The sequence below is a fragment of the Aliiglaciecola sp. 2_MG-2023 genome (assembly GCF_030548145.1).
In the GTDB taxonomy this organism is placed as follows: Bacteria; Pseudomonadota; Gammaproteobacteria; order Enterobacterales; family Alteromonadaceae; genus Aliiglaciecola; species Aliiglaciecola lipolytica_A.
Genome location: NZ_JAUORY010000045.1, coordinates 1 through 10310 on the forward strand (window position 1 = coordinate 1; position 10310 = coordinate 10310).

The following is a 10310-nucleotide window of genomic DNA, read 5'->3' on the forward strand; positions in this document are numbered from 1 at the left end:
ACGAAACATAACAAGCCAAGTCAGCGGGAATTTTACTCGCTGAAAAGCGCTCATAAAATCCCCTGCTTGGGGCGTTAACTGCCAAGGAGTATTCAGTGCGTACTGAGATATTGGAAAATCTTAAAGCTCTAGAAATTAAAGAGAATATTAAAATATTGTATGCATGTGAATCAGGCAGTCGAGCATGGGGGTTCCCATCAGCTGACAGTGACTATGATGTTCGTTTTGTATATGTTCGAAATAAGGATTGGTATCTTAGAGTTGATCATGAATATTGTAGAGATGTAGTTGAAAAACCTATTAATGACTTATTAGATATAAGTGGTTGGGACTTGAAAAAAGCACTTAAACTTCTTAGAAAATCAAACCCAGCTCTAATTGAATGGTTCAATTCGCCAATCGTCTATCAGCAAAATGATAAATTTACAGAGGCTTTTAAAGAGTTAATACCTATTCACTATTCACCACGTTCTTGTTTTTACCACTATTCACATATGGCGAGTGGAAATTTCCGAGAATACCTACAGGGTGAAACAGTAAGAATTAAGAAGTACTTCTATGTTCTTAGACCTATTCTAGCGATGCAATGGATCGAACAAGATCGCGGTGTTGTACCAATGGAGTTTGAAGTGCTAGTAAATGAATTGGTGCATGATGAGACCCTAAAGTCTGCAATTCAAAAGTTACTGGAAGATAAGCGTAAAGGTTTTGAAAGTGCATACCTTCCTCGAATTGATGTAATTAGTGACTTTATTAGCTCAGAATTAGAAAGGTTTAAGGACAAAGCGCAAGAGCAACAAAAATCTGAAACAGATTTTAGTAAATTAAACCCATTCTTCATTGATGTACTAAATGGCGAATATGGCAGTTAACAAGTTGCTTAAACGGAATAAAAACAGTTGGTTATCGCTGCGCGATTTTAACCAACCATTTTTATCCGCTTAGCAAGGCGTTAGAGGGCATGTAATGAAAGTTTTAGTCTTTTTACTTTTATTGATTCCACTTCATACTTTCGGGTTGACCTGTGAGGTGGGCGGAAAAGTAAATGATGAGATAACTGAAAATGACTTACTTGTAAATGCTACAGATATATTGTTTGGAGTTATTGAAAGTGGCTCATTTAACAATACTGAACCAAGGTATACATTTCGACTAAGGGTTTATGATGTTTTAAAGGGGAATGAAGCTGAACATTTCGACTTTTCATATCTATCGTATTGGACGCCCGATGATATCATTATAGGTGAAAGTTATATTCTGGCTTTTTATGGAGATAACAGGCTTACTTTTTGCGGCTATAGGTTAAGACTCTTTCAGCATTTAAATAAATTAAGTCAGCTTCACGAACTGTCTGAAAATAAAGATTTCGAAGATCACGAGAAATTATCAAGATTGTTGGAATATATAAAGTATGCCCTCTAACAAACCAATTATTCCGACCTCACCTCGCTGCGCTCCTTTCGTCGGCATATTGGGACGTTATGCGTCGAGAGAAACCACCACTTATGTAGCTTTTTTGGAGTGAGTTATGATAAACCGTACCGATAAATTGGTATTTCTTGTTGGGTTAAGTATATTTTCGATTGGCCAATTTTGGATTTACCAATTTGGAGCAACGACTAAAGGGCTATCTTCAGTCGACGTAAGTCACTGGGTTATGTTGATAGGGGTAGTATTGTACTTACCGTATATCATGAGACTTCCGCGACACGGAGTAGGTTTAATCGCGAGCATTTTTATGACGATTGGCGTCGTTTGTATGATAGGAATGTGTATTATCGATTTGGTCTTTTGGGGAATCGCTGATGATGGTTTGCGGACAGCCGTCGCGAAAGAATTAATTAATACACCAATGATTTGGCAGCCATTTATGCTGTGGGGAAACGAGGAAGTCTTGATGACTGGGTTTATACTTGCATGCTCACTTTACATGAAGCAATCAAAGGTTGGCCCCCTACTAGTTGTGTTTGGATCTATATTGGCGATTGCAGGTGCGTCTTGGTTCAATTTTATCGCGTACATTCTAATCAGTATTGGCTTTCTCGTTTGTTTTGATTTTCTTCGACGTGACAACCAACAAGAAAGCTAGTGTTAGTTTCCTTTCTCTCAAAGTTACGAAACATAGTCAGTGTTTCCGCATAACAAGTCAAAACACAGTCACTCGCTACGCTCATTCGGACGCGCATAAAGCGCGCCCGTGTTTGAAGCGTTAGGCGTCAATCGAAGTAAGTATTTTAATCAAACTAAAAGGAGTTCTTATGAGAGTTTTTCAATTTTTTTCAATCGTATTTCTGCTGTACACATCTTCCATAATGGCAGATGATGCTCAAACTGAGGAAAGTCAAATCGTAGAGTTAGAATCCAAGTGGTCCGTCATGTTCAGTCAGCGCGACTTAGACGGGGTCATGGCACTAATGGCAAATAAGTCTGTCCTAATAATGCCTGGAGTTGCGCCAATCGAGGATATCGAAGGTATTCGTCGTGCCACAAAGGCAATGATGGAGGGCGAAGAACAAGTTTCTTGGAAGTCAGACTTCGCGCATATTTCATCTAGTGGCGATATGGCTTATGACTACGGTGCAGCTACTACAATACTCGCCGATGGTTCAACCTTACAAGGTTATTACCTAGTGGTTTGGGTTAAAGAGAATGGTCAATGGAAAGTGGCGGCAGATATGTTTAACTAGGGCTGTTTGATGGTCGCGCCTAACAAGGGTTTTCAAGGCGGACAAAAAAAGCTGGCTGTTCGCTTCGCTCAAGTATAGCCAGCTTTTTTTAGCCGCTTAAAACGGCGTTAAGTTCCACAAGGAAGTTTGGTGTATAAATTAATTTTAATCGTGTTCTTTACCATTTCTTCTAATGTCCTTGCTAATACTGTAAATGTGCAAGAAGAGTTGACGGCTACGCTAGAAAATATTCGATTACAAAATGATATCCCATCTATGTCTGTAGCTATAATTACATCAGGTGAACTAACTTATATTAAAGGGTTCGGCTTTATTGATGATAAAGATAAAAAACCTACCAATTCAGAGTCATTGTTTCGTATCGCTTCAATATCTAAGCTATTTACTGCTCAAGCAGTAATGCAACTAGTAGAGAAAAACAAAATAAAGTTAAATGAAAAAATAGGTAACTATATCCCCCGTTTTCAAGACAGTAACATTACGGTTAAAGACCTACTTACTCACTCTTCAGGGATAAATGATTCAATCAAACCTATGAATTTTGACAAGCAAAGAGCAATAAGGTCCTACTTAGATAGCGTCATACAGTTTTTACCTAAAAATACTGAAAACAAAACTTTTGAATATAGTGATACTAATTTTAATATTTTAGGTGCGGTTATAAGTGCGGCTTCTGGACAAAAATATGAAAAGTTCATACAAGACAATATATTGAAACCTGCCCAGATGAAAAAAAGTAATTATTCGTTCGGTGGGAATGAGTACTTTGCTGAAGTGAGTCCAACTTACAAAGGTAAGTTAATCGATAAAACTGAACAACGTCCTTATGATGTATCATTTAACCCAAGTGAAGGCTTAGTATCTAATGTTCGTGATTTAAGTCATTGGCTAAAGCTAACCCTTGCTTGTGATGCATCAATTTTAAAAGAGCGAACATATAATGAAATGTTGGAGCCGCAAATAAAAACTACGTGGGGTGAAATATATATGGCGCTGGGTTGGCAAGTATATAAAACTGAACATGGTAAAGTCGCCAGGCACCCAGGTAGTATCAGAGGATACAAATCGCTAGTTCTTGCTTACCCAGAAAGTAAAAACGCAATGATTATTCTCACTAACTCAAGCAATACTCCACGATGGGAAATAGCAAAATCGATTACACAACTATTAAGACGTAATTCTGAGTGGTAGTGGAACTTGCATCAGGATATTTAGACTCAAGCTGACGAGCTAATTTTTTGATAGCGAGTTTACTGTTTGACTGCCTACCTAAGTGAACGGGTTTAGCGCCACGTTGGTCTTCAATATAAGCAACTTCGTTGAATTCTTTATGCGTATCTAAGCCAATAAAAAATATGCTATGTTTATTCATGCTGATCTCCTTTTTTTAGTTTCTTTGCAAAACTATTATGGCTCTGGTTTTTAACTAACCCACGAATAATTGGAGATCAGCACTATTTCAAACTGGCTCAAGGGGAGTCATTATGTCTATGCGCCAAAGCGTAAAGGATTTACATCCATACTTTTATGAAGAATTCTTATGATCAGAATTTCCTGGCTACCTGTTTGTTTGTAGAACACAACATGACTACCTTGCGGAAACTTTCTGTATTCGTCTCTTATTTCGTCGCAGCTTTTACCGATATCAGGATTTTCAGACAACATCCAAAATGAATCGTCGAACTGCTTTAGGTATACATTACGCTGTTATCGTCCCCATTTCCGTTGTGTAAACAACGCAATGTCTTTCAAATCAGATTTTGCCAGTACTGTTAACTTAAATGGTTTCACTCTATTAGTTCACCATCTAGTTCTGATATCAGGTGCTCAAGGTCGTATTCAGCCTCGCCGCTTTCTTCACCTGCTACAAGTAATTGACGCAAAGTGTTTAATTTGGTCTCCTGTGTTTCTAGCAAGCGAAGAGCTGAACGAATCACTTCGCTCGCTGAACCATATCGACCAGTTTGAATTTGTCTAGCAATAAAGCTATCAAAATGGTCCCCAAGGGTAATGCTGGTATTTTTAGCCATTTGCTTTCTCCGAGTACCAATATATACCTAATTATGGTATTTGTATGTTGTAAGTCAATAGCGCATAACAAACAACTGTAGTCGTTCGCTGGCGCTCACTGGGGCAATAACACGTAGGCTCAGTCGCTTCGCTTCCATTTTAGCCTACGTGTTATTGTCCCTAAGTTGGGCGGTTATATGCCTGTTGTAGCTTGTTGACAAAGTCCGGCATTGCCGTATGATTATGTTATGATATTTATTGAAACAAGTATATTCACGAAAGTTTTACCAAATTACTTATCGGACGATGACTATCGAGGCCTGCAATCTTACTTGCTACAAAAGCCTGACGCTGGTGATATTGTTAGATGATCTGGGGGAGTACGGAAAGTTAGATGGGCTCCTTCCGGAAAAGGAAAAAGTGGTGGTGTACGTGCAATATATTACTGGAAAAAGTCAGAACATGAGATTTGGATGCTTACTATGTATAGTAAATCTGAGCGTTCAACAATTGCATCTCATATTCTTAAGCAAATAGCGGAGGCAATAGATCATGAGTAATCGAGATATAGGTCTAGAAATCTTAGAAGGCTTAAATGAAATTAAGCGTTTTAAACACGGTAAGTTATTGTTAAAAACTACTGAGTTATCGGAACCATCGGAGCCAAAGGTAATCCGTTCAAAACTAAATTTATCCCAATCAGCTTTTGCTAGTTTACTGGGAGTCAGTATGCGTACTCTTCAAGATTGGGAGCAAGGTCGAAGACATCCTCAGGGTCCTGCCATTGCATTATTACGTATTGCTGAACAACATCCAGAAGTGTTTGCAGACCTTCATTAAATCGGTATATAACAAAAACATAAACTGGAAAACTACTCGCTGAAAAGCGCTCGTATTTTCCAGTTATATTAAGCGTTAGTTTACCAATTAAAATCATCACCCTAACTCCAAATATACGGTGTAATCATAGTTATAAATGGTTCGGTGGTAGTTGTGAACGACTGAGCATAGCAACAATCAAAATGAGACCGTCTTCTTTTGTAAAGTATGTCGTGTGTTTGCCTACAGGAAAGTAAAACTCATTTGGGTAGATTTCATCACAACTCCGACCTACGGCAGGGTTATCCGCAAGCATTTGAAATCCAGTTAGTAATGTATCTTTGTAATTGTGCCACTGAATTTCAGAGTAGTTGTTGACGGCATAGCTTTTGATTTTTCGTAAATGAGCCTGTGCTAGTTTACTTAATTTGTATCTATTCTTTTGCATAACTGGTTACAAGGCGTTTAAAAAATCTTCACCATCAACTACATTGCCTTGCGCCAAGTCTTGCTTGGCTGACTCGAAGCAATGTTTAAGGTAGTTAGTTTTCATTGCTTCTAGCTCTTCATAATCTCTAATAGACATTACAACTACAGCATCTTTGCTGTTTTTGCTAATCTTTACTGGCTCTCGTTGGGCACTAAGAAGTAACTCACCAAAATTACGTTTAGCGTCATTTGCTGTTAATGTGCGCATGAACATTCTCCAAATCTACAGTAACATTAAGATTATAGTTATTCGCATGAAATGGTTAATGTAATTAAATCGTGCGATTTGTGCGGATAGTAAACTATCAAGAGCTTAAACTCAGACAATGTAAAGTTGTCATGGTTTTGGCAAATAACGCAAATAACGCAAATAACGCAAAAAGCCATGCCAACCATTCCGTGTTAGGCGGGCGTTATTCGTTAATCACAAATACATGGAGTAATTCACTTGGTCACTTGTTATCTCAATTACGTAATTGCCCCCTATAAAGCTAAAGAATTTGAGCATTACGCTAAACTTTGGATACCGTTAGTAAATAAATTTGGTGGAACTCATCACGGATATTTTCTTCCTTCAGAGGGGGCTAACAACAAAGCCTTAGCCTTATTTTCTTTTCCTAGCTTGGCTGAGTACGAAGAATACCGAGTTAAATCACTTGCGGATGAAGAATGTATCAGTGCATTTAAATATGCAGAAGATACCAGGTGTATTTTAAGTTACGATAGAAGCTTCTTTCGTCCTATTTTCGAGTAAACGTTTAACAACTCAATAAACGTACTCACTGCGCTCATTGGGACGCATACACGCGGGGCGGTTTCGCCATTATACCCCACGTGCCTGCGCCCGTTATTGAAAAGTTGGTATGACTCTGGAGAGAGTAATGGATAAATATCTAGTTACTAAGGAAGAAATAGAAGAGCTTGAAGGTATTTCGAAAACCCATTTCCTTAATGAGAACGCCAAAAGAATTAATAAGTCACTGGGCGATCTTACAGGCCTAACTGGATTCGGCTTTCACATTATCGAAATTCAACCCGGCCACGAATCTACAGAGTTTCATAAACACTACCATGAAGATGAATGCGTTTATGTACTCGAAGGTACAGCCGAAGCGCAAATAGGCCATGAAAAATATACAGTAAAACCTGGTGATTTTATCGGTTATCGTGCGGGTGGTGAGGCTCACGCTCTGCGCAATAACGGCAATTGTCTTTTAAAATGTATCGTAATTGGTCAGCGTTTGGAGCATGATGTTGGTGACTATCCAAAGCTGAATAAACGGATTTATCGTCAAAAGAATATGCCATGGAACCTTGTAGACATTGGGAATATCAGTGAGCCAAATGCGGGTAAAAAGTCATAATAAAGCCATCAATATGACCGCTTTACGCTGGGCTTCAATCGGCAAATTATGGCGGCGATATGCCTATCTTGCAATGGTGTGACCTATAAATGAATCGAACCTTTAAATACGAAACACCATCATGGGGCGCTAAGTTAATATGCTCAGTTTACGCTCTAATATCCGGAGCACTTTTAATAGCTTATGTTACTTATGAAGGCTGGTCGGATAATTCCCTATGGGTATTAAAGTATACTTTCGTGTTTTTAGGCTTGGCTTTTTTATTTGTATCGCTCAAGCCATCAAATTGGAAAGGCTGGGTATATTTCACAGCTGATGATAACGGAATACATTTCCCTTCATCCCCTTCAAGTGAAGAATCTGCATCCCTTGATGTAAGTTGGGAAAATGTCGGCAATATCAAACGAGAAAAGCTTTACGGTGGTGTTTATGGTATTTCAATTGAATTAAAGATTTCTCAATTAGACGTTGAGACTCATTTTCGTAATGTAGCCAACTCAAATAAAATATTAGGCTTTAATCAAATGAGAGGTGAATATTTCGTGATTGCGTATGCTAATAATGCATTCCAAAAATTACCTGATGTAATCCAACAACTTATTGATATAAAGGGTGCAAATATATCACAAGCTAATTAACGCATTCTCTGCGTTCGCTGTGACGCAAACACACAGGGCGGCTTCGCCATTATGCCTCAGGCAACTTTACTGCTTAGCTTAAAGTTATAGCGCGTAAGATTTTAATTATATTGTTTAGCACAAAGGCTGGGCCTTTCCGTAATTCTGCGAGTCAACAACCGTTTTTTTCCGTAATTGGTTAACCGTTTTATCAACTTCAAATACTTACATCTAAAATGGTTGTCTCCAAACTGGTTCAATATACCTTCATCAATAGTTGCAATATTCTGGCAATTTGGTTTAGTCTAGGGTGCTTATTTTTACCAACGTTGTTGTGCTAATTGCTTGTGGCGGCAAAGCCGCGATAGTGAAACGCAATAACAAACGTATGTTGCAGACACCAATTCGCTAGCTGAGGTTCGTACCTCGCCAAGTATAGCCAGCAAGCTTGCGCCGCTTATCTGGAACGTTATGCACGAAAAGGAATTCGGTATGAAATGGTTATTTTGGACTTTATTGTTTCTGTCTTTTCTCTTGATAAATGAGACAACAGTTGAATGGCTACTAGCTGTTATTGTCGGCGGGTACGATCTTCAACTAGGCTTTGAACGTGCCACCCAATATTTCACTTTAGATAGTTTTTTGTTTTCAACTGTCTTCAGAATTGTTCCCTATATAGTGCTTTCTTTAGTTGCTCTTTTTTCTAGCCTTAGAAGTTCTACAATCGGAAAAATCGCGCTTTACTGCTCACTTGCCACTATCTCTCTTTTCCATTTTTGGGGTTACTGGGATATGCAGCATTCGCATTTTACGTCTGAACACACCTCATCTACTTCGGCATTAGCTATTATCTTTATTCCTATTCATGCCATTTGGCTTAGTGCCGTTGCTGGCGCATTAGGTTATGGTTTAGCTAAAGTCACTAGGTTAGTTAAATCGTGAATAGAAAGAGCAAGCTTGGATAAAGTCGTAACCCAACATTTTTCTGATATGGCGGAGTTCGGATACGATAAAGCACCGTTAGAAGTTGAAGCTTCTGAAGCTAACAAAAAATACAGTGCCAACTGGTAGCCAAAATGATATTTGGCAAAATAAAAACATAACAAACACAATGTGTTCATTCGCTGCGCTCATTGGGACGCAAACTCGCAGGGCGGCTTCGCCATTATGCCCCACGTGCCCACGCTCGTTATTGGGAAGTTAAATGACAATGAAAAAAATCATGGTCGTCTTAATATACCTTTTCCTTTTCAGTAGCGAGGCCAAAAGTGATTACGACCCTTGCTCACTTGATATTTATCCCATAATTGAAAAAAGAGACATCGAACATTCACTGTCTGTTGAACACCCTGCAGTGTTTTTGCCTAATGAAAACTCGAGAGTTTACTTGTCGGTGTCGGATTTAATTGAATTCTCTACATCAAATCCTAACCCGTATATTCCATACCTCGACGAAACCATAGAATACTTTACGAGTAGCCTCAAAGGTATATCAGAACCAACCAAGAACATTGGCTTCTTGCAGTCAGATTTAAGCTCTCTGGAAGGAAAAGAACAACAAATAGCTGTAAATGTTTATGGTTTTATAATCAATGGCTTTCAAGCAGGTCTTCTTAATTCAAAAGCAATGGTTACAATTAACGGAGACGTAGTTACTTCGAGTACGTTCACTCTCCAAAAAGGCGAAGAACCGAACCCAATTGACGAATACAACAAAGTACATAAAATTAAATTCATCAGTAATGGAACGCTCATTTATGACTCGTGTTGGATGGATAAATAAGTCATCTAACAAAAAATTAAGTCGCATACTGGTGCAGGCTGGGACGCGAAAGTATGGGCGGCTTGGTCATTATGCCCCACGAGCCTGCGCCCGTTAATTAAAAGTTAAACAGCAAGGAAGTATGGGCGAAATATTTAAACAAAATAGTATTAATTTAGTCGTTTCAAGTTCGGCTATTTTATGTGCTTATCACATCGGACGGTTCTTAACAAGACACCCATGTTTAAAGGGTTCTTAACAAGACACCCATGGTTCTTAACAAGACACCCATGTTTAAAAAGTAGCTGCTTTAACCCAGAACGATGATTAGCCTTAGCTACTGCTCTGAGTTTGAACAATATTTTTATCCCTAAAAATTTCAAATATCATACTTTTAAAGCAAATAATGAGAATGCCAGCCTCAGGTTGTGCGGGTTGATTCGGTTCTTAACAAGGTTCTTAACAAGACACCCATGTTTAAAACGGGTTCTTAACAAGACACCCATGTTTAAAAAGTAGCTGCTTTAACCCAGAACGATGATTAGCCTTAGCTACTGCTCTG

General features: G+C 38.6%; 14 protein-coding genes and 3 pseudogenes. 12 read left to right on the forward strand and 5 right to left on the reverse strand.

The genetic code is table 11. The features are described 5' to 3' along the window. The first annotated feature begins 95 nt into the window (after positions 1–95). The 5 genes from Q4567_RS21820 (at position 96) to Q4567_RS21840 (ending at position 3878) form a co-directional block, all read left to right on the forward strand. Positions 96–872 carry a nucleotidyltransferase domain-containing protein gene (locus Q4567_RS21820; RefSeq protein ID WP_216049427.1) on the forward strand — a complete coding sequence of 259 codons (777 nt, stop codon included), beginning with the start codon at positions 96–98 and terminating at the stop codon, positions 870–872. Between the two features lie 94 nt (positions 873–966). Further along, positions 967–1422 carry a hypothetical protein gene (locus tag Q4567_RS21825; protein WP_303502418.1) on the forward strand — a complete coding sequence of 152 codons (456 nt, stop codon included), beginning with the start codon at positions 967–969 and terminating at the stop codon, positions 1420–1422. A 106-nt stretch (positions 1423–1528) separates the two neighbouring features. Then, a complete protein-coding gene (locus Q4567_RS21830) occupies positions 1529–2089 on the forward strand; it encodes a hypothetical protein (protein WP_216049428.1) in 561 nt (186 codons plus the stop codon). Positions 2090–2258: 169 nt separating this feature from the next. Next, positions 2259–2687 carry a DUF4440 domain-containing protein gene (locus tag Q4567_RS21835; protein WP_303502420.1) on the forward strand — a complete coding sequence of 143 codons (429 nt, stop codon included), beginning with the start codon at positions 2259–2261 and terminating at the stop codon, positions 2685–2687. 129 nt (positions 2688–2816) lie between these two features. Then, positions 2817–3878 (forward strand): serine hydrolase, encoded by a 1062-nt coding sequence (locus Q4567_RS21840; protein WP_303502422.1) that lies wholly within the window; start codon positions 2817–2819, stop codon positions 3876–3878. Between the two features lie 4 nt (positions 3879–3882). On the opposite strand, the pseudogene Q4567_RS21845 reads toward Q4567_RS21840, so the two are convergent. From Q4567_RS21845 to Q4567_RS21855, 3 genes and pseudogenes are all read right to left on the reverse strand, one after another. Then, positions 3883–4059, reverse strand: a pseudogene (locus Q4567_RS21845) (IS110 family transposase); the annotation flags it as partial. A 116-nt stretch (positions 4060–4175) separates the two neighbouring features. Beyond that, positions 4176–4478: pseudogene (locus Q4567_RS21850) on the reverse strand (type II toxin-antitoxin system RelE/ParE family toxin). Further along, positions 4475–4717 carry a type II toxin-antitoxin system ParD family antitoxin gene (locus Q4567_RS21855; RefSeq protein WP_303502424.1) on the reverse strand — a complete coding sequence of 81 codons (243 nt, stop codon included), beginning with the start codon at positions 4715–4717 and terminating at the stop codon, positions 4475–4477. The pseudogene Q4567_RS21850 and the gene Q4567_RS21855 overlap by 4 nt, the downstream one beginning before the upstream one ends. Positions 4718–5083: 366 nt before the next feature. Here Q4567_RS21855 and Q4567_RS21860 point away from each other — a divergent pair. Continuing rightward, a pseudogene (locus Q4567_RS21860) lies at positions 5084–5257 on the forward strand (transcriptional regulator); the annotation flags it as partial. Then, positions 5250–5537 carry a DNA-binding transcriptional regulator gene (locus Q4567_RS21865; RefSeq protein ID WP_303502426.1) on the forward strand — a complete coding sequence of 96 codons (288 nt, stop codon included), beginning with the start codon at positions 5250–5252 and terminating at the stop codon, positions 5535–5537. The pseudogene Q4567_RS21860 and the gene Q4567_RS21865, both read left to right, overlap by 8 nt. A 130-nt stretch (positions 5538–5667) precedes the next feature. Here the strand turns inward: Q4567_RS21865 and Q4567_RS21870 are convergent, their stop codons facing one another. Further along, positions 5668–5964, reverse strand: coding sequence for a type II toxin-antitoxin system RelE/ParE family toxin (locus tag Q4567_RS21870; RefSeq protein ID WP_216049433.1), 297 nt, complete (start codon positions 5962–5964; stop codon positions 5668–5670). A 6-nt stretch (positions 5965–5970) separates the two neighbouring features. Beyond that, positions 5971–6213 carry a type II toxin-antitoxin system Phd/YefM family antitoxin gene (locus tag Q4567_RS21875; RefSeq protein WP_216049434.1) on the reverse strand — a complete coding sequence of 81 codons (243 nt, stop codon included), beginning with the start codon at positions 6211–6213 and terminating at the stop codon, positions 5971–5973. Positions 6214–6453: 240 nt separating this feature from the next. Between Q4567_RS21875 and Q4567_RS21880 the strand changes: the two genes are divergently transcribed. The 5 genes from Q4567_RS21880 to Q4567_RS21900 all read left to right on the forward strand — a co-directional run bounded on the left by Q4567_RS21880 (position 6454) and on the right by Q4567_RS21900 (position 9769). After that, the gene (locus tag Q4567_RS21880; protein ID WP_216049435.1) at positions 6454–6759 is read left to right on the forward strand and encodes an NIPSNAP family protein; all 306 of its coding nucleotides are present in this window, start codon (positions 6454–6456) and stop codon (positions 6757–6759) included. A gap of 127 nt (positions 6760–6886) precedes the next feature. After that, entirely contained in the window at positions 6887–7369 is a 483-nt protein-coding gene (locus Q4567_RS21885) for a cupin domain-containing protein (protein ID WP_216049436.1), read from the forward strand. Positions 7370–7458: 89 nt separating this feature from the next. Continuing rightward, positions 7459–8007, forward strand: a complete 549-nt coding sequence (locus Q4567_RS21890) for a hypothetical protein (protein ID WP_216049437.1) — start codon at positions 7459–7461, stop codon at positions 8005–8007. 471 nt (positions 8008–8478) lie between these two features. Next, a complete protein-coding gene (locus Q4567_RS21895) occupies positions 8479–8928 on the forward strand; it encodes a hypothetical protein (protein ID WP_216049438.1) in 450 nt (149 codons plus the stop codon). Between the two features lie 280 nt (positions 8929–9208). Continuing rightward, complete coding sequence (locus Q4567_RS21900) at positions 9209–9769, forward strand: hypothetical protein (RefSeq protein WP_303502429.1); 561 nt, start codon at positions 9209–9211, stop codon at positions 9767–9769. Positions 9770–10310 lie beyond the last annotated feature (541 nt).

What these genes read in the sequence shown, in the direction of transcription:
- Q4567_RS21890 (WP_216049437.1), top strand. Translation starts at nt 7,459, where the DNA reads ATGAATCGAACCTTTAAATACGAAACACCATCATGGGGCGCTAAGTTA.
- Q4567_RS21895 (WP_216049438.1), top strand. Translation starts at nt 8,479, where the DNA reads ATGAAATGGTTATTTTGGACTTTATTGTTTCTGTCTTTTCTCTTGATA.
- Q4567_RS21885 (WP_216049436.1), top strand. Translation starts at nt 6,887, where the DNA reads ATGGATAAATATCTAGTTACTAAGGAAGAAATAGAAGAGCTTGAAGGT.
- Q4567_RS21835 (WP_303502420.1), top strand. Translation starts at nt 2,259, where the DNA reads ATGAGAGTTTTTCAATTTTTTTCAATCGTATTTCTGCTGTACACATCT.
- Q4567_RS21865 (WP_303502426.1), top strand. Translation starts at nt 5,250, where the DNA reads ATGAGTAATCGAGATATAGGTCTAGAAATCTTAGAAGGCTTAAATGAA.
- Q4567_RS21900 (WP_303502429.1), top strand. Translation starts at nt 9,209, where the DNA reads ATGGTCGTCTTAATATACCTTTTCCTTTTCAGTAGCGAGGCCAAAAGT.
- Q4567_RS21830 (WP_216049428.1), top strand. Translation starts at nt 1,529, where the DNA reads ATGATAAACCGTACCGATAAATTGGTATTTCTTGTTGGGTTAAGTATA.
- Q4567_RS21855 (WP_303502424.1), bottom strand. Translation starts at nt 4,717, where the DNA reads ATGGCTAAAAATACCAGCATTACCCTTGGGGACCATTTTGATAGCTTT.
- Q4567_RS21870 (WP_216049433.1), bottom strand. Translation starts at nt 5,964, where the DNA reads ATGCAAAAGAATAGATACAAATTAAGTAAACTAGCACAGGCTCATTTA.
- Q4567_RS21875 (WP_216049434.1), bottom strand. Translation starts at nt 6,213, where the DNA reads ATGCGCACATTAACAGCAAATGACGCTAAACGTAATTTTGGTGAGTTA.
- Q4567_RS21825 (WP_303502418.1), top strand. Translation starts at nt 967, where the DNA reads ATGAAAGTTTTAGTCTTTTTACTTTTATTGATTCCACTTCATACTTTC.